Here is a 19853-nt window from a genome sequence, read left to right on the forward strand (position 1 = left end):
ATATCAGTGAGGAGGCGTCGCACAACCGTCACAATTTTAATGGCTGACGATGATGAAGATGACTGTATGCTTGCACGCGAGGCGTTTTCAGAAAGTCGTTTGGCAAACGATCTGCACTTTGTTCACGATGGCGAAGAACTAATGGATTATTTGTACCAACGCGGCAAATATACTGCAACTACCATTGCGCCCCGTCCAGGGTTAATTTTACTTGACTTGAATATGCCAAGAAAAGACGGTCGTGAAGCATTAAAAGAAATCAAAGCTGACCCTAATTTACGTCAAATTCCTGTGGTTGTCTTGACCACATCAAAAGCTGAAGAAGATATTTATCGTAGCTACGATCTTGGTGCAAACTCATTTATTACTAAACCAGTCACGTTTGCTTCGTTAGTCGATGTGATGCGAACTATAGGTAAATATTGGTTTGAAATTGTGGAATTGCCTATAGAAGGTGTGGGAGATCGGCATGGACTTTAACAAAATCAGGGTACTCCTAGTTGATGATGATGAAGATGATTATGTTCTCACGCGCGATTGGTTTTTGGAACAAGGCAATAGCTTTGAACTAGAATGGGTAGCAAATTATGATGCTGCGCTAACAGCGATCGCCCAAAATCAGCACGATGTCTATCTCCTCGATTATCGTTTAGGCGATCGCAATGGCTTAGAACTTTTGCGCGAAGCTATGTTACGGGGCTGTACTGCACCAATGATCTTGCTGACTGGGCAAGGCGATCGCGAGATTGATATTGAAGCTATGAAAGCAGGTGCAGCAGATTATCTCGAAAAAGGTCAAATTACTGCCTATGCTTTAGCACGTTCAATTCGCTACGCCCTAGAACGAAAACGCACCGAACAAAAAATCCGCGAACAAGCCGCTTTACTCGATGTCGCTACCGATGCTATTAGTGTCCAAGCTTTAGATAGCACAATTTTATTCTGGAACAAAGGCGCAGAAAGCTTATACGGCTGGACAGCCGCAGCTGCGTTAGGCAAAAAAGCAAGCGAACTGTTGTATTTAGATGTTCCGGCACAACTAACAGCAGCACAAAAAATCGTCCTTGCCCAAGGAGAATGGCGCGGACAGTTATCTCAAGTCACTAAAGTTGGTGCAGATGTCATTGTTGAAAGCCGTTGGACACTCGTCCGCAACGAACAAGGGCAACCTAAATCAATCTTGGTTGTTAACACTGATATCACCGAAAAAAAACAGCTAGAAGCTCAATTTTTGCGTGCCCAACGCATGGAAAGTCTCGGTACGCTCGCAAGTGGCATTGCACACGATCTCAATAATATCCTCGCACCAATTTTAATGACTGCTCAACTTCTAGAAACACAAGTTCATGACGAACGCAGTCAACGGTTAGTGCCGATCTTAATCGCGAATGCCAAACGAGGTGCAGCACTAGTCAAACAAGTGCTATCTTTTGCCAAAGGACTGGAGGGTAAACGCAGTATTTTACAAGTGCGACACATCATCTCAGAAATTAAGCAGATTACAAAGGAAACTTTTCCTAAGTCAATTGAAATCTGCATTGACGTTCCGCAAACACTCTGGACGATTTCTGGTGATGCGACACAACTACATCAAATATTAATGAATCTGTGTGTTAATGCGCGCGATGCAATGCCAGAAGGCGGCATTTTGACAATTTCGGCAGAAAATTTAGAAGTCGATCAAAGCTATGTCCGCAAACATCTAGATGCTAAAGTGGGTGCTTATGTTGTGCTAAGTGTTGCAGATACAGGGTGTGGAATTCCACCTGAAGTCATGGATCGCATTTTTGAGCCATTTTTCACAACTAAAGGAATTGGTAAAGGTACAGGGCTTGGTCTTTCTACAGTGATTGGCATTGTCAAAAGTCATGGCGGTTTTGTGAATGTGGAAAGCGAAATTGGCAAAGGTACTCAATTTAAGATTTATTTACCAGCAGTAGAAGCAGTAGAAACGCTTGAAGTAGAAGATTTGGAACTACCTCAAGGACATGGTGAATTAATCTTAGTAGTTGATGATGAAGCGCCGATCCGAGAAACAACCAAAACCTCGCTAGAAACTTATAATTATCGCGCTGTGACTGCAAGTAATGGGATTGAAGCAGTCGCTTTATATGCAGAATATCGCGATGAAGTGAGTCTCGTAATTACTGATATGTTAATGCCAGCGATGGATGGTCCAACAACAATCCGCACGCTAAAAAAAATGAATCCGATGGTAAAAGTGATTGCAGTAAGTGGATTAGCGTCTAAAGATAAAATGAATACAGTTGCGGCGGCTGGAGTAAAAAGTTTCTTGTCTAAACCCTTTACGACACAAGAATTACTTCAGACAATCGATGGAATTTTGCATCCCAATAAGCACGCTAGTGCAAAACAATTACACACGCTATTTTAAGCTTTACTACTGCCCATCAAATACAACAGCGCCATCCGCACAGCAACACCACTTGTTACCTGTGCCTGAATTAAGCTAAATTGCGGATCGTCCATTAAATCAGAACTAATTTCCACACCGCGATTCACTGGACCTGGATGCAGTACCTTAACATCAGGTTGACAAATTCGCAGGCGATCGCGTGTAATTCCAAAGCGCTGGTGGTATTCGCGTAAACTCGGTAACAAATACTGTGTCATGCGTTCTTTTTGCAACCGCAGTGTCATGACAAAATCAGCATTTTCCAGTGCAGGTTCGACTTGCCAATGTAAAAACAGCTTACCAGGAGCGTTGGTAGTGAAATCTGCAAATAACTGAGGTAATAACGTTGGTGGTGCGGCTAAGTGAACTTCTGCACCGCTGGCTGTTAAACTCCAAATATTTGATCTGGCGACTCGTGAATGTAAAATATCACCAACAATTGCTATTTTTTTGTCTTTTAACAGTTCCAATCGAGGACGATCGCTATCAATGAGCGTGCATATCGTAAATAAATCAAGTAACGCTTGGGATGGGTGTTCGTGTTGACCATCACCCGCATTCAATACTCCAACTCTGACTCCTAGCCGATCCATTTCATCCGCGATCGCCTGGGGAACTCCAGCTTCGCGATGGCGAATGACCATCATATCGGTTCCCATTGCTAGATAAGTTTTTGCGGTATCTAAAATTGTCTCGCCTTTGGTTAACGATGACGTAGAAGCTGCAAAATTAAGTGTATCTGCTGATAATCGTTTTGCTGCAAGTTCAAAGCTACTGCGAGTGCGTGTCGATGGCTCAAAAAATAAGTTGGCGACAACTTGTCCTTGCAATGTCGGTACTTTCTTCGTCCGCCGCGATAAGACTTCTCGAAAGCTGGCTGCAGTTTGTAAGACAGTGTCGTACTCTGCTTGAGTGAAATCTGCTAGAGAAAGAACGTGATGGCGATTCCAAGTAGCGTTAGCCATGACCAAGCATTATAAATCTACGCACAATTTGACTGACATCTGCCTAGATATTTTCCCATTAATTAAGGAGAATTGCTATTGAAATTGGCTAAGGGTTCATGCTATACTTTCTCCATAATGGGAATATAAAAAAAATTTTCATAAACGCAAAGACCTCAATTCTACTATAGCATATGAGACAACATAATTATTTTCTCTTCATCAACTTATTTTGACTAGGAATTTTGCAGATAAACCAATAGCAGAGTGGAAATTTCTCGCTCAAGTTGCCCATCGCTGAGGAGTTCGGGATATTCAATAACAGCTGCATGAGTTAAAGCTTCCACCGTACGCCCCAAGATAAACACGGTGAGATCGAGGTTTTGGGGTTGAATGTGACCGCGCCATCTTTCTAGGTAATTCCGCAACATTGCATTAATTTGTTCTTCAGCATTGGCAACTTGCTGTAACCGACTGATGCACGGCACTTCTTCGTTTAATACTTTATGTAATTGGGGATTGACTGCGTGTGCGGCGATCGCGGCTTTTACCAATTCGGGCAAAGCAACTTCAATTGGTGCATCAAATAAATCGCGTAGTTTTGATTCGACAAGCACAACCATCTCGTTTATGTGCTGTTCTACAAGCGCAGCAACCAAGGCTTCTTTGTTTGGAAAGTACTGATACAGAGATCCAATACTGACTCCGGCTAACTCGGCAATGCGATTTGTACTCGCACGATCGTAACCCTCTTCCGTCAAAATACGAGCAGTTGCAATTAAAATTGCCTCAACTGTTGTTTTAGAACGGTCTTGTTGCGGTAATTTGCGCGGCGTTGTTGGAATTTTCTGTGGCATTTAAATCACTCAATAGAATGCGAGTTGTAAAATCGAGCGATCGCTCATACGATATGAGTTATCACTCACATCTTAACCAAGTTGGCGATCGAGATACCTTCTTTCAAGGAAGAATATTTATGAAAGCATCATTTACACAGGCATTAGCAAACTTACACCCAGATGTTGCTCCTGTACTATTATCTGAGTTCGATCAACATATGGTGGGAGTAGTGCGCATGACGACATCTGATGGGTTTTGGGAACAGCATAACGATGGAGATGAAATTCTCATTATTTTACAAGGGCGCATGGATTTTACTCTTTGCTACCCTAATGCAACTGCAACGCTTGCGGTTGAAGCTGGAGACATTTTGCACATTCCCCAAGGCGTAGCGCACGGAGCTAAGATTTACGAGGAAGTGCATATCTTATTTTTCACTCCTCAAGTAGGAAACATTTCTTGGGTTGAGGGCGAACAAGTAACGGAGCAAGTAGCAGCAAGACATCGCCAACATTGACAGATTCTAATTTTGGGTTGATTCTGCGATTTTGTACAGCATCGCCAGTGTTTCATCACACCAATTTAGGAGTGCTTGACTTGTGTGGAGTCCGTATCGCAGCGTTGCCATGCAGTAAGGGTAATCTGGATCATGACAATGCTGGTGCTGCAACTTTTGCTCGATCGCACGATATTCTTGGAGCAATTTTTGTTGAAATTCTTGAAAATGCTTGACATGAGTAATGTTATCTGCTGCAGAGATTTCTCGCCCAAAGAATAACTTAAGTAAGATCTCGATACGTTCTATCGGATGATCGGCTGGTTCAGTTAACCACTGACGCAGTTCTTCTTTACCTTTATCAGTCAACGTGTAGACGTAGCGATCTGGCTTTCCTACCTGTTCTTCGACAGATTTTGTTGCTAAGCCTTCTGCAACTAAACGCTTGAGAATTGGGTAAATTTGACCGTAGCTTTCATGCCAGAAGTAGTTAACGCTTTTTTCAATTTCTTTTTTAATGTCGTAGCCAGACATGGAACCCCATGTCAAGATTCCCAGAATTGCATACTTGCTTTTATTCTCGCGTGCCATATATAATTTCTTGCATATCTCTAAAAGATATATAACAATAAGATCTAGATTGTAGCAGTGAAGGCTACAGATAGGGTGCGATCGCCATTGTCAACCTCATTTCAGCATGGAGTGTATTAGTAGCCATGTTCCAGTCGAGTGTTAGCGAGAAGCCAACCATCAAACCAGTATTGCGGCGGGTTACTATTTTAGCGGTTATCGGTGCGGTAGCTACAGGTGGGATTCTGTACGCTGTTTCACGTTTGCAGATTGGACAAAGTCCTGCGCCTGCTCCTACAGTTAGCGTCCCGCAAGCGCAAGTAGTGACAGCATTAGGACGTTTGGAACCATACCAAGAAGTCATTCAACTATCTGCACCCGTTTCATCGGAAGGTAGCCGTGTTGATGAATTACTGGTGAAAAAAGGAGATAAAGTCAGCAAAGGACAAGTCGTAGCAATTTTAGATAGTCGCGATCGCCTCCTGACAGCGTTAGAACAAGCACAGCAACAAGTTAAAGTTGCCCAAACACGTTTAGCACAAGTGAAAGCAGGTGCAAAAACTGGGGAAATTAACGCCCAAACCTCCACAATTTCACGAATTGAAGTAGAAAAGCAAGAAGAAACTAAAGCACAACGAGCAACAATTGCTCGGATAGAAGCTGAAGTTAGTAATGCTCAACTTGAATATCAACGGTATCAAAAATTATATCAAGAAGGGGCGATTTCTACATCAGAACGTGACAGCAAACAGTTAACTCTACAAACTGTGCAGCAGCAACTTAGTGAGGCACAAGCAAATTTAAATCGCATTACCAGAGGTAGACAAGAACAAGTTGATGAAGCAAAAGCAACATTAGATCGCATTGCTGAAATTCGTCCTGTCGATGTTGCAGCAGCACAAGCAGAGGTTGATAGTGCAATTGTCGCAGTGAAGCAAGCGCAAGCAAATTTAGATTTAGCATACGTGCGATCGCCCAGAGATGGACAAATTATCAATATTCATACTTGGTCGGGTGAAATTGTTGGCAATGATGGCATTGTTGATATCGGGCAAACCAATCAAATGTATGTTGTTGCAGAGGTTTATGAAAGCGATATTCAAAAAGTTCGTCTCGGTCAAAAAGTCACAATTACGAGTTCTGCTTTTCCTGAAGAATTACAAGGAAAAGTTGAGGAAATTGGTCTAGAAATTGGCAAAAAAGATGTTTTAGATACCGATCCAACAGCAAACATTGATTCGAGAGTTGTTGAGGTGAAAGTTCGTCTCAATCCTGAAGCTAGTCAGCAAGTTTCTGGTTTAACTAATTTGCAGGTGAAGTCTGTTATTAAGATATAAGGTCATTGGTAATAGGTAATTGGTAAAAATATTACTTTTACTTTGAGGCTTAAATAATGAAACGTAAAACTCCGTTAGCTTGGTTGCAGGTGAGTCGTGAAAGAACGCGATTATTGATTGCAATGGCGGGAATTGCTTTTGCTGATATGTTAATGTTTTTGCAAATGGGTTTTCAAGATGCACTTTATGATAGCAACACGCGCATGCATCGCAGTATGCGGGCTGATTTGGTTTTAGTCAGTCCGCAAGCACAAAATATAGTTAATCTGTCAACATTTCCGCGCAGTCGGTTGTATCAGACAATGAACTTTGCTGGTGTTGAATCGGCTGTACCTTTGTATGCTGAAACGGCTAATTGGAAAGTTCCGCAAACACGCCTCAATAGTGCTGTGTTAGTTTTGGCTTTTAATCCAGATGCATCAGCTTTTAGCTTACCAGGAGTTGAACAGAATCTCGATCGCATTAAACTTCCTGATACTTTTTTATTTGATAGTGGTTCTAGAGGAGAATACGATCAGACACTCGCACAACTAAAACAAAATCAGTCGGTATTTACAGAATTTAGCGATCGCAAGATCGAAATTGATGGGTTATTCAATGTCGGTGCTTCGTTTGCTGCGGATGGAAATTTAATTACAAGTGACTTGAATTTCTTTCGGATTTTTCCTAAACGGACAGCCGCAGAAGTTAGTGTAGGGTTAGTGATATTGAAGCCAGGTAACGATCCACAGCAAGTTGCTGCTGTTTTAAAGGCTGGATTACCTAATGATGTTAAAGTTCTGACACAAGAAGAGTTTGTTGAAACTGAGAAAACATATTGGGCTAATAATACACCAATTGGCTTTATTTTTAGTTTAGGCACTGCGATCGGATTTATAGTCGGTGTTGTCATTGTCTATCAAATTCTGTATAGCGATGTTTCAGATCATTTAGCTGAGTATGCAACGCTTAAAGCAATGGGATATCAAGATATCTATTTACTTGGCGTCGTTTTTCAAGAAGCTATCATTCTCGCAATTCTAGGATTTATTCCTGGATACATGATTTCTGTAGGACTTTATAGCTTAACGAGAAGTGCAACAAATTTACCATTATTTATGACACTTGCGAGAGCAATTTCAGTTTTTTTCTTAACTATTGTTATGTGTCTTGCTTCTGGAGGAATTGCAATGCGAAAACTTCGCGCTGCCGATCCAGCAGATATTTTCTAGAAACTACTAAAAAAATATGCAGCGACCTGTAATTAGTATTCAAAATCTCAATCATTACTTTGGGCAAGGACAGCTACGTAAACAAGTACTGTTTGATGTTAATTTAGAAATTTCTCCTGGTGAAATTGTCATTATGACAGGACCATCAGGTTCAGGAAAAACAACGTTATTGAGTTTGATCGGTGGCTTAAGATCTGCTCAATCAGGTAGTTTGCAAGTATTGAATCAGGAATTATGTGGTGCTAACAAAAGTCAGTTAGTACAAGTGCGACGCAATATTGGATATATTTTTCAAGCACATAATTTATTAAAGTTTTTGACAGCACAGCAAAATGTGCAAATGTCAATTGAATTACAAGAAGTTTCTTATCAAGAAGTACGAGAAAAATCCGCAGCAATACTTGAGGCTGTGGGGTTAGGAAACCGAGTAAATTACTATCCTGAAGATTTATCAGGGGGGCAAAAACAACGAGTTGCGATCGCACGGGCTTTAGTAAGTCGTCCTCAATTAGTTTTAGCTGATGAACCAACTGCGGCTTTAGATAGTAAATCAGGGCGAGATGTTGTTGAACTTATGCAACAATTAGCAAAAGAACAAGGAACGACAATTTTATTAGTGACTCACGATAACCGCATTTTAGATATTGCAGATCGCATCGTGCATATGGAAGACGGACAATTAGCTCAAAATACCAAACTTGCAGCAGTAGTTTAAGATGACTAACGTAACGAAAGGTGCAGTTGTTATTACAGGTGCATCTACAGGGATTGGTGCAGCGTGTGCTATACGTCTAGATCAGCTAGGGTTTCAAGTCTTTGCTGGCGTACGCAAAGAAGCTGATGCACAAGCTTTGCAACAAACAGCCTCGCCAAAGTTAACGCCGATTTTTTTAGATGTAAGTGATCTTGACTCAATTGCAGCCTCTGTTGAGAATGTGGCGATCGCTGTAGAAAATTCCGCATTAATTGGATTAGTCAACAATGCAGGTATCGCTGTTGCAGCGCCTTTAGAATTTATCCCAATCACTGAATTTCGCAGACAACTAGAAGTCAATACCACTGCACAACTTGCAGTTACTCAAGCTTTTCTCCCGCTATTACGATCAGCAAGGGGACGAATTGTGAATATGGGTTCGATTACCGGAAGAAGCGCAACGCCGTTTCTCGGCGCTTACAGTGCATCCAAATTCGCGCTAGAAGCTTTGACTGATGCATTGCGTCTTGAGTTACGCCCGTGGGGAATCTGGGTGGCGATTATTGAGCCTGGCGCGATTGCAACTCCAATTTGGCAAAAATCTTTAGCTCAAGCCGATATCTTACAACAAAATTTACCATATTCAGCCCATGAACTCTACGGTCGGGCAATGGATACAGCAAGTAAAGGCGCAGCGAATCTTGCGCAAAAGGGAATTTCGCCTGATCAAGTCGCCCAGGCTGTTGTTCGCGCACTAACAGCAAAAAGACCAAAAACTCGCTATCTTGTTGGGCAAGACGCCAGAATCAGGGCAATGTTGAAATTCTTACCAGATCGGATCGTTGATGAAATTACTGCTAAAGCAATGAATCTTCAGTAGCGGGTCTACAATTGTTTACGTTTACATACTACGACAGGAAGACTACACCTAAGTGGTTTCCCAAAAAATCTTAAAAACCATCTACAAAGTAATATCCTATAAGCCGAAAAGCTTATAAAAGCTAAAAGATGAGTAGTGGAGCAAACTTTGGGCTGATTGGGATATTATTGATGATTGAGTAAGGATTATGAACTGTTGTTAGAAGTAAGTGAATCTTTAATCTACGCTGCTATGGTGCGGTTGATGCTCAGACTTTTAACTGCTTAATTTTTACTTTATAAATCAGCTTAGAGAAAGAGAGAACTTCAGTAAGTTCTACTAGTAAATTCATGAACTGTTTATAAACCATCTTCAGTAATATTCTCATTGATTGAAGATGAGTGTGTAAAAACTCTTAGTCAATTAAATTAACTTTAAAGCTTTGCCGAACTGATTTAAAAATTGTAGACGGCAGACTAGTGAGATATTATGAAATACATGACGGGTTATTTAAAACTTGTATCGAAATAAAAAATATAGTAGAAGTGAATTGCTTGTATTGCAAAAATAAATTATTAAACAACTATGTATTAATCAAAATAGTGAAAATGACTGAGGCTCACAAGTAGGGAGATTGAATCTTGAAAAGATTTTTATTACTCGGTGGTGTGCTGTTAATCCTTTTTGTTTATTTTGGTTTAAACTATTCTGGCTTCTGTTTTGCCCAAATGCGTTACCTAAGTAATGAAGAAAAAATTAGAGCAGTATTCGATTTTCAAAATAGCCGAAATACATTACCAATAAACAACTTCCCAAATTCCGAACAAGTCAAAGATAAAAGCTTCGACGGATATAATCTCGCTCATATCAAGTATAAAAGCTTCGATGAATATATAGTATTGTATCCAGACTGCTGTGCCGTCAATCCTGGCGGTGGTTACGAAGTTCCTCCTGCAAAATTTCTCGATCGCATTCTTGGCTATAATTCGGGTGATGTTGTAGTTATTAATTTTCATCCACGTTTTTTGAATAAAAACGGTGAGATCGAAACAGTAGAAGTTCGTTTTGATAACTACTTACAAAACTGCGGTAAACCAGGATGATCGACTCTTCAACTATAAAACCAAAAGTATCAAAGTGTCATAGAAAAATTATGGTTCAACTCAATAGAAACAACATCACAAATCAATATTTATACGGACAATTAACCATTCCAACAAATCTTGCAGATGATAGTTTGATTCGCCCCAAAGATGCTACTACAGAGGTTGAAGTAGATGAGGTTATTTTTTGTCCAAATTGCTGTCTTAACGCCGGTTCAGTAAGAATTAGAATTGTCAGTGTACAACTAGATTGGTGTAAGACATGAAAAAAATCTTCATCTCACTTACCAGTATTCTTCTGCCATTCTGTGCAATACTTCTGCCATTCTTTGCACTAAATTATTCAGGCTTTTGTTTTAGAGAATTGAGATATCTAAATGCTAAAGAGAAAATGGAATCTCTTTTTAATATTTGGAATAGATCTTCTTTCAGTAAAAGTATCCGCATCGATGGAGAATATAAAATATTGGAGAAAAAAAACAAATATACTAGCTTCGATGAGTTTTTAGCTAAACATCCCGACTGCTGTGAGATCGATCCTGAAGGAGGATATGAGACAGATCCTCCTAACTTTATTGATAGAATTACAGGTTACGATTCTGGGACGAAAATTCTTATTAAGTTTAACCAAGAACTAATAGAGCCAAATGGCAATATCCTCACTAGAGAAGTTCAACTTGTAGATAGACTACAAAACTGCGGCGAATCACGTTGGTAGTTTCATATTACAGAGTTGTTCACAACATTTATTCACTTTTCGAGACCTCGCCGCTGCAACTGGCGGCAAGACTTTTAACGCGGAAGTGCGCTTCTGAGGTGGTCGATGCGCTAATCGCAGCCATTAAGACACCGATCAATAAAACCCCGATCGCTCAAGATGTTACAGCAACCACCCAACAAAATACAGCCGTGAATGTGCCTGTATTGATCAATGATAGTGACCCAGATGGTAATGCCTTAGCCATCAAGAGTTTCACGCAGGGTAGTCATGGAATGGTTACTCTAAACGACAACGGTACATCCGCGATTCAGTTAAATAAGAGCAATGAGCTACTCACTATTCTGACTGGTGTGCAGGCTGATGTAATTACTAGTAAGGATTTTGTCATAGTTTAAGGGAGCGAGGAGATGATTTACGATATGAACAACCTCTTACAGTACTAAATTTTAGTCTCAATAGCATAAATACATTTTTTTTGCTTATACATTTAATAAGTAAACTTAAATAATGAACTTTATTTAGTACTCAAATTCTAATTATGAGAAAAGTATGAATTAACCATGAACTGAATATGAAAGAAACCTATAGAATTTTGTTGAAAAATCAGGTAAAACAATAGAAGAATAAATTGAATTTATAAAGTTAATGCAACCAACGGCTACTCTGATTTTAGCATTGGGATTAGCAGCAGATGCCTTCGCAGTTTCAGTTGCTAGTGGTTTAAAAATTAAGTACGTCAAAGTTAGTAAAGCTTTGAAGATTGCTATATTCTTTGGCGGTTTTCAAGCTATCATGCCCTTAGTTGGATGGGTAGCAGGAATTAGTTTAAGAACTCTCCTAGCAGCTATTAGTCATTGGGTAGCTTTTAGTATTCTTTGTTTACTTGGCATCAAAATGATCTATGAATCGTGTCAAGAAGGTGAAGAAAAAGATTTCAACCCCTTATGTAATTCTACCTTATTAGCATTAGCTATTGGTACCAGCATTGATGCTTTAGCAGTCGGTTTAGGTTTTGCATTACTCAAAGATTCAATCTTTACTATTATTACTGCAATCGGATTTATTACCTTTTGGTTAACATTTTTTGGTGTTTTTATCGGCAATAAGTTTGGTAACTTTTTCCAGAACAAAATTGAAATTGTTGGTGGAGGAATTTTGATTGCTATTGGCAGTAAGATCTTAATAGAAAATTTAATCAAAGTAACTGCATAGAAATTAATATTTCTACTAAACTTGTAAGAAAAATCTGGCAGTATAAAGGTAAATTAAAATACCCAAAACATCAACAATTGTGGCGCTTAGAGGTGCTGACATCAAAGCAGGATCGAAACCAAGAAATTGAAACAGAAATGGTAAAACAGCACCAGAGACTGTGCCAATAATAGAAATAGTAAATAGGCTTACTCCTACCACTATTGCTACAGTAGAGTTGTTTTGTAATAGTAAAGCTTCTCCGACAACAATTAGTCCCATCATAGCCCCAAGCAAGATTCCAGCGATCGCCTCTCTACCCAATACAGGAAGTAACCGCTTTTGGGTGGGAACATCAGAGTTTAGCCCGCGCACAACTACCGTTGCAGCTTGAATACTAACATTACCGCCGCTAGCAAGAAGTAGAGGAATAAAGATAGCTAAAACAACGACTTTTTGTAAAACATCTTCTTGACTCTCAATCACAGCCGCAGTGATTGTATTTGTGATCAGAAGAACAAACAACCAGCCGATTCTTCTGCGAGTCACAGAAAAGGGATTGCTAGGGAAGTAATTACTGTCTTCTTCTGAATCTTCAATTTCATTAGTGGTTGGTGTATATAAAAACTGAAATAACTGTTTTTTTTCTTCCAGCGAAAGGTTGTTGACAAGGTTGTTGTCGTTTTGGTTTTGAAAATCTGCTTGCAGTTGTTGCTGTAAATTACTATCCAAAAGTTGATAAACTGCGATCGCTTGGCTTCTGGGTAGTAAGTAAAAGGTTTGACTTTGCAACTGTGATGGTAACGCTGCAATTTGGCGGGCAATTTCTGGTGGTTCCTGGTTAGCAAGTAATGGTGGAGATATCGATAGAGTGTCTCCTTCAATGTGTGTAGGTAAATCTTGATCGTGCAACAAAGTGTTTCCTCCAAATTTTGCTTCTACTCTAGATCGCAACAAAAGCAGTGATTTTCTCTATATAAACAATACATATGACTTGAATACATTGTTCTGCAGAAAGAGTTAAGCAATTGAAGAATAGACTGCTTGTAGTATGAATCACAGATAACCTACAACCCCTTTTGAGGCTATCCAAGCATGTAACTTTGTACACTCAAATAAAGCTTTTGGCAGTAATTCCACGATAGGGTACTTTGTTTATACTATAAGTCTGAGTGGGATTACTCCTTGTCGTAACTCGCGCTGTCGATGCAGCCAAGATAATTTTACAGGGGTGCGAATCAGAGGTGCTAAAACACTTGCACCCCAACGAAGAATTGCACTTTTTTCCAAAAGTTCAGCCTGTGCCGCTTCTTGGCTTTGTAGTCGCTGTGCTTTAATAATCTCAGGTTCTCGTTGAGACTGAATTTGCGGTAATACTGTATCAATGTCTGCAGTTGCACTTTGAGACAAGCAAGGAACTAAATAATTTGTCGCCGCGATCGCATCTCGCAATGCCATATTAATACCTTGAGCACGGATAGGCGACATCGGATGTGCAGCATCGCCTAATAAAAGTACGCCTGGTTGATACCAACGCGGACATTGCCCTACAACAACAGATAATAAAACAGGTCGCTCAATTGTATCTGCAAAAGTGCGAAAATGTTCTGCTAACCACGATGGCGATGCATCTGCAAATATTTCAGCCCAATTATCAACTTGCTGCCAATCTTGCGGGAAATTTTTAGGAAGTGTCCAACCTAAGTGTAAATTTCCTTCAGAACTACGAAATAATCCAAAGGCATAGCGATCGTAAACAATTGAGTAAAAAATGTTTTCTGACCTAAATTGCGGACTATCGGCTAATTTAAACCAGAGGATATCAAAACTGTGAGATTGTTGCTCTAAAGCTAACTGGGCGCGTTGCCGTACTATAGAATTACGCCCATCTGTACCAATGACTAAATCTGCATTCAGATTACGTCCATCACTCAGCTTGACACCGACAACTCGCTGATCCCACAATAAATCTTGTACTGCAGTACCTTGGATAAACTCAAACTCAGAGTAATGACTCGCTGCGTCGATTAATGCTTCTAAAAAAGCAGGCTGAGAAACCAACGTGCAAGGTTTACCACCAGGTTCAAGAGGTTCATCCACGCGAAAAAGCGATCGCTTATTGATAATCACCTCCCAAGCATCTAAAGGCTGATGCGGGATGCGTTCTAAAATTGGCAACAACTCCATTTGTTCTAATGCATCCAAACCACTTGGCATTAAGCCTTCACCCCGAAAAGTACGGCGAAAGTTTCGTGATGCTTCAATTAACGTGACACGGATACCGCGTTTTACTAATAGTAGTGCTAGTGTTGCACCCGCAGGACCAGCCCCAACAATAATAACTTGAGCCATATGTTTAGTTCGTACTGACTAAAATAAGTCTAGAAGGGCGCAATATTTAATTTAGCTATGGATACCTTAGAAAGTATAGTTATTGGCATCGCTTTGAGTGCGGCTTGTGGTTTTCGGATTTTTGTGCCACCACTTGTGATGAGTGTTGCGGCAATTTATGGACATCTACCGCTATCATCAGGCTTTGAGTGGATGGGAACGTATCCGGCACTTTATGCCTTTGGCATAGCAACAATAATTGAGATTGCCGCTTATTACATTCCTTGGGTGGATAATTTATTAGATACAGTTGCAACTCCTACTGCGATCGCATTTGGTACTTGGATTGCTGCGGCTTTGTTTCCAGATACCGATCCTTTACTTAAATGGACAATGGCAATTCTTGCAGGCGGTGGTTCAGCAGGAGTTATTCAAGCATTAACAAGCTTTACACGGTTATCTTCAACTGCATTAACTGTAGGACTAGGTAACAGTATTATCACCACAATCGAGTCAATTGGTGCGTTTGCATTATCAGGCTTAGCAATTTTTGTGCCTCTATTAGCTATTGGCTTAGTATTAGGATTGCTCTTTTTCAGCTTCAGCAAGGGTTTCCAGATATTTGCAATCAAGCGACAACAGTAAATTTGAGGACAACAACAAACGAATTGACTAAGTGGGCATGGGTCCTTTTGGAAGTACGTTACGACATTCAGAGTTTGTTAAAGAGGGCATTGCAGTTTTAGGAATAGATAATGCGGTTCAAAATCGCTTTGCATGGAGTGAGCGCCGTTTTATTACTCCTGAGAAATACAAGGAATTACAGCAATACACTGTTAAACCAGGTGATGTCATTATCACTATTATGGGAACAACTGGACGTTCTGCTGTAGTTCCTCAAGACATTCCTCCGGCTATCACAACCAAGCACCTTGCCACTATTACGCTAGATCGTTCAAAGGCTCTTCCTGAATATATATCAAACGCAATTCACAGAGATCCTTCAGTTCTAAATCAAATTGCTTTGCAAAATCGTGGGGCAATAATGGCTGGTCTTAATCTCGGAATTATTAAGAAATTAAAAGTTCGCCTACCTCCACTTGAACAACAGATTCTTTATGACAAAATTGTAAACCAAGTTAGGCAAGAACAAGAGAAGCTTGAAGAATCAGCTAACACTGCAAATGCTCTCTTCAACTCCCTGCACCAAAGAGCCTTTCGGGGAGAACTCTAAGCTAAGAATATCGATGAATTGAGTGAGGATGATAAGCGTGGCGATCGCTGACCTTTACCAGGTACTTTATAACAATTTGTGTTAATATAAATGTCTGCTAGTACATCTCAGTCTGTTACTGGCACATTGGACTTGCTTGTTCGAGCCGTCCAACTAAACTACACATTTCTTGCTCTTAGACTGGTCCCAGGTATTTGATTTGGGTGGGGGCATTACTAGGAGCAACTAAATTAATGACATTTCGCAACCTCGGTCTTTCGAGCGACTTACTTCGTGCTGTCGTCGAGCAGAACTACACCGAGCCAACCCCCATTCAACAGCAAGCAATTCCCGCCATTTTGCAGGGGCAAGATGTCTTCGCCAGCGCTCAAACTGGAACGGGGAAAACCGCTGGTTTTACGCTGCCTCTACTACAACGCCTCAACATCGGTCATCCTGGTAAGGAACATCGCGCCCCCCGTGCCCTCATCCTCACCCCCACCCGCGAACTAGCAGCCCAGGTCAGCGATAGCGTCAGAACCTATGGTAAATATCTGTCTCTGCGCTCGGCAGTAATCTATGGTGGCATTGCAATTGGACCGCAAATTCAAACGCTGCGTCGGGGAGTTGATATTTTAATCGCTACTCCTGGTCGTTTGCTCGACCACTTGGAGCAAAAGACCCTCGATCTTTCCCGAATAGAAATACTCGTGTTAGATGAATGCGATCGGATGTTAGATATGGGCTTTATCCATGACATCCGCAAAATTCTGGCGAAGCTGCCCTCATCTCGGCAAACGCTGATGTTTTCTGCCACCTTCTCTAAAACAATTCAGCAGCTTGCTCACACCCTGCTAAAGTCTCCTACCCTAATCCAAGTTGCCCCCCGCAATACCGCTTCTGAGCAAGTGCAGCAGGTCGTTCATCTTGTCGATCGCGATCGCAAGCGAGAACTACTTGCTTACATGATTAGTTTCCACAACTGGAAGCAAGTGCTGGTTTTCACTCGCACGAAACATGGTGCTAATCGTCTAGCAGAGCAGCTTGCTAAAGACGGGCTAAAAACAGCCGCGATTCATGGCAACAAAAGTCAAGCAGCCCGCATGAAAGCTCTAAGCAATTTTAAGCAGGGCAAGGTGCGGGTATTAGTCGCCACTGACGTAGCATCACGGGGACTAGATATCGATCAGCTCCCTCATGTAGTAAACTTTGAACTGCCCAATGTACCAGAAGACTACGTGCATCGCATTGGTCGTACAGGTCGCGCTGGCAAGGAAGGACGAGCAGTTTCTCTGGTTTGCAAAGATGAATATCCACTTTTGAAAGACATCGAACAATTGCTCAATCAGACCCTTGCCAAAGACGTTATTCTAGGATACGAGCCAAGCTCCGTAGCAAAGTCTGAGGTAGAGCAACCGAATCGTAAACGCTCTAAGCAACGTCGCAGTAACTGGGCAAAGCCCCAGACACAATCTAAACCTACTCGTAGCAAAAAGCCTATCTCAGTGGAAAGTCACGCTCAAAAACGACCCCGCACTGCTTAAGCGCCTACGGCTACTACTTAGATTAGTTTGAGAAGTGAATTTTCATACCGAACCCGATCAAATCATCGATCCCCTTGCAGAATTCATCGGCGCAGTGGCTCGCGGTTCCCTTGCTACCGACTTAGACGATCAACTCTATGGCGGTTAGACTTTTTGTTGATACTTGGGGCTGGCTTACTCTCCATGACAAAGGCGATCGCTATCACCAACTGATTGAACGTAGAGAAAAGATGGGCAAACGATACTATATCTCGATCTAATTGTTCATCTTGACTTCTCCAGGAGACCCCCACCATACCGGAACGGTTGGTGGCGGGAGGAATGGAGGGGTAATTTTAGGTACATCGAGTACCTAAAATTACCTAACTCTGTGATACGATAAAGCTGATGAGAAATAATCAGCCTTAAATGCAAACAATATCCGTGAAATGCAAGCTTCAAGTCCCTCCAGAGTTACGCGGTGAGATTGACCGTACTCTGGAAGGGTTTGCTGACGCTTGCAATCAGATACTGCTCGTTGCTAAGGCTGAAAAATGTTGGAATGCGACTAAGCTGCACCATAAGGTTTACAAAAAAGTTAGGGAAGAAACTGGTCTTAAGGCTAACCATGTCTGCCAAGCTATTCGTCGGGTTCTGGGTAACGCCAAAGCAGTTAAACAGATCCACAAGTTTCGCCCTACATCCATAAGCTTGGATAGCAGGACGTTTCTTTATGACGAAGAACAGCAGACTGTGGGCGTGACCTTGATGTGTGGTCGTCGTTCTTTCAAGTTGCTGATTGGTAATTACCAATTGGCACTGCTGCGGGGACAGCAACCAACATCTGCAACATTGAATAAAACTAAACAGGGGGAATACTACATCAACATTGCTGTTGACTTGCCGACTGAGCCAACGGGTAAAACTCCAAGGGTAATTGGAGTTGACCTTGGTCGTCGCGACATTGCTACTACCAGCACCAAGAAAGCTTGGAATGGTAGTCAACTGCAAAAAGTTAGGGATAGATACAGTAAGGTTCGTACCAACGTTCAACGCAAACGCACGCAGTCGTCTAGGCGACTTTTGCGAAGGCTCTCTGGCAGAGAACGTCGGTTTCAAAGTTGGGTCAACCATAACATTAGTAAAGAACTGGTTAGTGACGCTAAAAACTTGGGTGCTGCGTTGGCTTTTGAGGACTTGACAAACATTCGAGAAAGTTTGAATGAAAAGCCGAGAAACAAAACAGAACGTAGAAGGACTAACAATTGGGCTTTCTACAGTCTTCGGTTGTACACCCAATACAAAGCTTCTATCGCTGGAGTACCTATAGTTCTAGTCCCTCCTGCTTACACAAGTAAAACTTGCTCTGGCTGTCACGCCATTGGTGTGAGGAACGGGAAAAAGTTTAGTTGTAAGCGGTGTGGCTTGGAACATATAGATTCGGATTTGAATGCGGCTTTGAATATTGCTGCTCTTGGGGTGTCAGTAAATACGCCCGAAATTCCGGGGATTGCTTGTCAGATTGGTTGCGACAACTATCGTTGTTGCCAGTTGGTGGCGAAATCTGGGATAAAGCCCCTGCTAGAACCCGCAGGGTTTAGCGGCGGGTAGTTTACCAATATGTAACTAGTGGCTGAGTGAGTGACACACAAAGATTCGATTCGGAGGGAACTATAAGCCGAGAAAGTAACATGATGAAAGAAGAGAAATTATAGAGGCGAATAGATCATGATTACTAGAGAAGAAATTACGATCAAAGTTCCCTCTGAGGTAGCAGAGGCATACCGCAATGCCACTGAAGAAGAACGGGAACAAATTGAAGCTCGAATCGCAGTTTTGCTAAAGCCTTCCATGACAAGCAAGCAAGAAGCCATTGCCAAACTCAGACAGACAATGGATGAAATTGGCACACGAGCCGCTCAAAGGGGTTTAACGCCAGAAATTTTGGAGTCAATTTTGAATGACGACGAATGAAAGACGGTTTGTGTGCGATGTCAATGTCATCATCAGCGCGGTGTTACTACCAGGGAGCAAACCAGACCGCGCACTCAGAAAAATTCAAGATTTAGGAGACTTGTTGGTGTCGGAGTCCATTTGGCTGGAGCTAGAACAGGTACTTGCTCGACCCAAATTTAATCGGTACACCACGCCAGAAGAACGAAACCAATTCCTGATCGACTTGTCCCAAACTATACAGTTTATTGACGTGACTGAGCAGATTAATGAATGCCGAGATCCAAAAGATAACAAATATTTGGAATTAGCACTCAGTGGTTAAGCAGAGTGTATTGTGACCGGAGATGATGACTTGCTAGTGCTAAACCCCTGGAGGAGCATTGAGATTCTCACTGTTCAAGAATTTTTGCCAAAGAACTAGCATGAATACCCATTGCAAGAGGAAATA

23 protein-coding genes and 1 pseudogene are annotated in these 19853 nt (G+C 41.4%); 19 read left to right on the forward strand and 5 right to left on the reverse strand.

Annotation, left to right across the window (positions count from 1 at the left end):
- The first annotated feature begins 6 nt into the window (after positions 1–6).
- Positions 7–480: a response regulator gene (locus CSQ79_RS16650; RefSeq protein WP_289501226.1), complete on the forward strand. Its 474-nt coding sequence runs from the start codon at positions 7–9 to the stop codon at positions 478–480.
- Positions 470–2395, forward strand: a complete 1926-nt coding sequence (locus CSQ79_RS16655; RefSeq protein ID WP_099702293.1) for a hybrid sensor histidine kinase/response regulator — start codon at positions 470–472, stop codon at positions 2393–2395. The genes CSQ79_RS16650 and CSQ79_RS16655 overlap by 11 nt, the downstream gene beginning before the upstream one ends.
- Here CSQ79_RS16655 and CSQ79_RS16660 read toward each other — a convergent pair.
- On the reverse strand, positions 2392–3381 hold the full coding sequence (locus tag CSQ79_RS16660) for an aspartate carbamoyltransferase catalytic subunit (RefSeq protein WP_099702294.1): 990 nt from the start codon (positions 3379–3381) through the stop codon (positions 2392–2394). The genes CSQ79_RS16655 and CSQ79_RS16660 overlap by 4 nt on opposite strands.
- A gap of 215 nt (positions 3382–3596) precedes the next feature.
- Positions 3597–4217, reverse strand: coding sequence for a TetR/AcrR family transcriptional regulator (locus CSQ79_RS16665; protein ID WP_099702295.1), 621 nt, complete (start codon positions 4215–4217; stop codon positions 3597–3599).
- 17 nt (positions 4218–4234) lie between these two features.
- Here CSQ79_RS16665 and CSQ79_RS16670 point away from each other — a divergent pair, with 17 nt between their 5' ends.
- Positions 4235–4717 (forward strand): cupin domain-containing protein, encoded by a 483-nt coding sequence (locus CSQ79_RS16670; RefSeq protein WP_143755466.1) that lies wholly within the window; start codon positions 4235–4237, stop codon positions 4715–4717.
- A 6-nt stretch (positions 4718–4723) separates the two neighbouring features.
- On the opposite strand, the gene CSQ79_RS16675 is transcribed toward CSQ79_RS16670, so the two are convergent.
- Entirely contained in the window at positions 4724–5287 is a 564-nt protein-coding gene (locus CSQ79_RS16675; RefSeq protein ID WP_099702297.1) for a PadR family transcriptional regulator, read from the reverse strand.
- Between the two features lie 125 nt (positions 5288–5412).
- On the opposite strand from CSQ79_RS16675, the gene CSQ79_RS16680 reads away from it, so the two are divergent.
- The 9 genes from CSQ79_RS16680 to CSQ79_RS16720 all read left to right on the forward strand — a co-directional run bounded on the left by CSQ79_RS16680 (position 5413) and on the right by CSQ79_RS16720 (position 12403).
- A complete protein-coding gene (locus CSQ79_RS16680; protein WP_099702298.1) occupies positions 5413–6603 on the forward strand; it encodes an ABC exporter membrane fusion protein in 1191 nt (396 codons plus the stop codon).
- A 56-nt stretch (positions 6604–6659) separates the two neighbouring features.
- Positions 6660–7814, forward strand: coding sequence for an ABC transporter permease DevC (gene devC / locus CSQ79_RS16685; RefSeq protein WP_099702299.1), 1155 nt, complete (start codon positions 6660–6662; stop codon positions 7812–7814).
- Positions 7815–7830: 16 nt separating this feature from the next.
- Entirely contained in the window at positions 7831–8529 is a 699-nt protein-coding gene (locus CSQ79_RS16690) for a DevA family ABC transporter ATP-binding protein (RefSeq protein WP_099702300.1), read from the forward strand.
- Between the two features lies 1 nt (position 8530).
- Entirely contained in the window at positions 8531–9388 is an 858-nt protein-coding gene (locus CSQ79_RS16695) for an SDR family oxidoreductase (RefSeq protein ID WP_099702301.1), read from the forward strand.
- 620 nt (positions 9389–10008) lie between these two features.
- Positions 10009–10470 carry a hypothetical protein gene (locus tag CSQ79_RS16700; protein WP_099702302.1) on the forward strand — a complete coding sequence of 154 codons (462 nt, stop codon included), beginning with the start codon at positions 10009–10011 and terminating at the stop codon, positions 10468–10470.
- Between the two features lie 50 nt (positions 10471–10520).
- Positions 10521–10736 carry a hypothetical protein gene (locus CSQ79_RS16705; RefSeq protein WP_099702303.1) on the forward strand — a complete coding sequence of 72 codons (216 nt, stop codon included), beginning with the start codon at positions 10521–10523 and terminating at the stop codon, positions 10734–10736.
- Positions 10737–10861: 125 nt separating this feature from the next.
- Positions 10862–11188 carry a hypothetical protein gene (locus CSQ79_RS16710; RefSeq protein WP_143755467.1) on the forward strand — a complete coding sequence of 109 codons (327 nt, stop codon included), beginning with the start codon at positions 10862–10864 and terminating at the stop codon, positions 11186–11188.
- Entirely contained in the window at positions 11182–11586 is a 405-nt protein-coding gene (locus CSQ79_RS16715) for an Ig-like domain-containing protein (protein ID WP_143755468.1), read from the forward strand. The genes CSQ79_RS16710 and CSQ79_RS16715 overlap by 7 nt, the downstream gene beginning before the upstream one ends.
- Positions 11587–11836: 250 nt before the next feature.
- On the forward strand, positions 11837–12403 hold the full coding sequence (locus CSQ79_RS16720; RefSeq protein ID WP_099702306.1) for a manganese efflux pump MntP: 567 nt from the start codon (positions 11837–11839) through the stop codon (positions 12401–12403).
- Between the two features lie 15 nt (positions 12404–12418).
- On the opposite strand, the gene CSQ79_RS16725 is transcribed toward CSQ79_RS16720, so the two are convergent.
- Both CSQ79_RS16725 and CSQ79_RS16730 read right to left on the reverse strand, forming a co-directional pair.
- Positions 12419–13297 (reverse strand): magnesium transporter, encoded by an 879-nt coding sequence (locus tag CSQ79_RS16725; protein ID WP_289501227.1) that lies wholly within the window; start codon positions 13295–13297, stop codon positions 12419–12421.
- A 240-nt stretch (positions 13298–13537) separates the two neighbouring features.
- On the reverse strand, positions 13538–14734 hold the full coding sequence (locus tag CSQ79_RS16730) for an FAD-dependent oxidoreductase (RefSeq protein WP_099702308.1): 1197 nt from the start codon (positions 14732–14734) through the stop codon (positions 13538–13540).
- A gap of 57 nt (positions 14735–14791) precedes the next feature.
- On the opposite strand from CSQ79_RS16730, the gene CSQ79_RS16735 reads away from it, so the two are divergent.
- From CSQ79_RS16735 to CSQ79_RS16760, 7 genes and pseudogenes are all read left to right on the forward strand, one after another.
- The gene (locus CSQ79_RS16735) at positions 14792–15358 is read left to right on the forward strand and encodes a DUF4126 domain-containing protein (RefSeq protein ID WP_099702309.1); all 567 of its coding nucleotides are present in this window, start codon (positions 14792–14794) and stop codon (positions 15356–15358) included.
- Between the two features lie 37 nt (positions 15359–15395).
- Positions 15396–15947, forward strand: coding sequence for a restriction endonuclease subunit S (locus CSQ79_RS16740; protein ID WP_099702310.1), 552 nt, complete (start codon positions 15396–15398; stop codon positions 15945–15947).
- Between the two features lie 233 nt (positions 15948–16180).
- Entirely contained in the window at positions 16181–17470 is a 1290-nt protein-coding gene (locus tag CSQ79_RS16745) for a DEAD/DEAH box helicase (RefSeq protein ID WP_099702311.1), read from the forward strand.
- Positions 17471–17607: 137 nt separating this feature from the next.
- Positions 17608–17730, forward strand: coding sequence for a hypothetical protein (locus tag CSQ79_RS27920; protein ID WP_289501228.1), 123 nt, complete (start codon positions 17608–17610; stop codon positions 17728–17730).
- A gap of 148 nt (positions 17731–17878) precedes the next feature.
- Positions 17879–19060, forward strand: a complete 1182-nt coding sequence (locus CSQ79_RS16750) for an RNA-guided endonuclease InsQ/TnpB family protein (protein ID WP_099702312.1) — start codon at positions 17879–17881, stop codon at positions 19058–19060.
- 117 nt (positions 19061–19177) lie between these two features.
- Positions 19178–19423: a hypothetical protein gene (locus tag CSQ79_RS16755; protein ID WP_099702313.1), complete on the forward strand. Its 246-nt coding sequence runs from the start codon at positions 19178–19180 to the stop codon at positions 19421–19423.
- Positions 19410–19826, forward strand: a pseudogene (locus tag CSQ79_RS16760) (putative toxin-antitoxin system toxin component, PIN family). The gene CSQ79_RS16755 and the pseudogene CSQ79_RS16760 overlap by 14 nt, the downstream one beginning before the upstream one ends.
- The last annotated feature ends 27 nt before the right edge of the window (positions 19827–19853 follow it).

This window comes from Gloeocapsopsis sp. IPPAS B-1203, assembly GCF_002749975.1.
Lineage (GTDB): Bacteria > Cyanobacteriota > Cyanobacteriia > Cyanobacteriales > Chroococcidiopsidaceae > Gloeocapsopsis.

Coding starts and splice junctions, on each gene's coding strand:
- CSQ79_RS16735 (WP_099702309.1), top strand. CDS start 14,792: ATGGATACCTTAGAAAGTATAGTTATTGGCATCGCTTTGAGTGCGGCT.
- devC (WP_099702299.1), top strand. CDS start 6,660: ATGAAACGTAAAACTCCGTTAGCTTGGTTGCAGGTGAGTCGTGAAAGA.
- CSQ79_RS16655 (WP_099702293.1), top strand. CDS start 470: ATGGACTTTAACAAAATCAGGGTACTCCTAGTTGATGATGATGAAGAT.
- CSQ79_RS16720 (WP_099702306.1), top strand. CDS start 11,837: ATGCAACCAACGGCTACTCTGATTTTAGCATTGGGATTAGCAGCAGAT.
- CSQ79_RS16680 (WP_099702298.1), top strand. CDS start 5,413: ATGTTCCAGTCGAGTGTTAGCGAGAAGCCAACCATCAAACCAGTATTG.
- CSQ79_RS16665 (WP_099702295.1), bottom strand. CDS start 4,217: ATGCCACAGAAAATTCCAACAACGCCGCGCAAATTACCGCAACAAGAC.
- CSQ79_RS16710 (WP_143755467.1), top strand. CDS start 10,862: ATGGAATCTCTTTTTAATATTTGGAATAGATCTTCTTTCAGTAAAAGT.
- CSQ79_RS16660 (WP_099702294.1), bottom strand. CDS start 3,381: ATGGCTAACGCTACTTGGAATCGCCATCACGTTCTTTCTCTAGCAGAT.
- CSQ79_RS16750 (WP_099702312.1), top strand. CDS start 17,879: ATGCAAACAATATCCGTGAAATGCAAGCTTCAAGTCCCTCCAGAGTTA.
- CSQ79_RS16690 (WP_099702300.1), top strand. CDS start 7,831: ATGCAGCGACCTGTAATTAGTATTCAAAATCTCAATCATTACTTTGGG.
- CSQ79_RS16705 (WP_099702303.1), top strand. CDS start 10,521: ATGGTTCAACTCAATAGAAACAACATCACAAATCAATATTTATACGGA.
- CSQ79_RS16670 (WP_143755466.1), top strand. CDS start 4,235: ATGCGAGTTGTAAAATCGAGCGATCGCTCATACGATATGAGTTATCAC.
- CSQ79_RS16745 (WP_099702311.1), top strand. CDS start 16,181: ATGACATTTCGCAACCTCGGTCTTTCGAGCGACTTACTTCGTGCTGTC.
- CSQ79_RS16740 (WP_099702310.1), top strand. CDS start 15,396: ATGGGTCCTTTTGGAAGTACGTTACGACATTCAGAGTTTGTTAAAGAG.
- CSQ79_RS16695 (WP_099702301.1), top strand. CDS start 8,531: ATGACTAACGTAACGAAAGGTGCAGTTGTTATTACAGGTGCATCTACA.
- CSQ79_RS16730 (WP_099702308.1), bottom strand. CDS start 14,734: ATGGCTCAAGTTATTATTGTTGGGGCTGGTCCTGCGGGTGCAACACTA.
- CSQ79_RS27920 (WP_289501228.1), top strand. CDS start 17,608: ATGGCGGTTAGACTTTTTGTTGATACTTGGGGCTGGCTTACTCTCCAT.
- CSQ79_RS16675 (WP_099702297.1), bottom strand. CDS start 5,287: ATGGCACGCGAGAATAAAAGCAAGTATGCAATTCTGGGAATCTTGACA.
- CSQ79_RS16755 (WP_099702313.1), top strand. CDS start 19,178: ATGATTACTAGAGAAGAAATTACGATCAAAGTTCCCTCTGAGGTAGCA.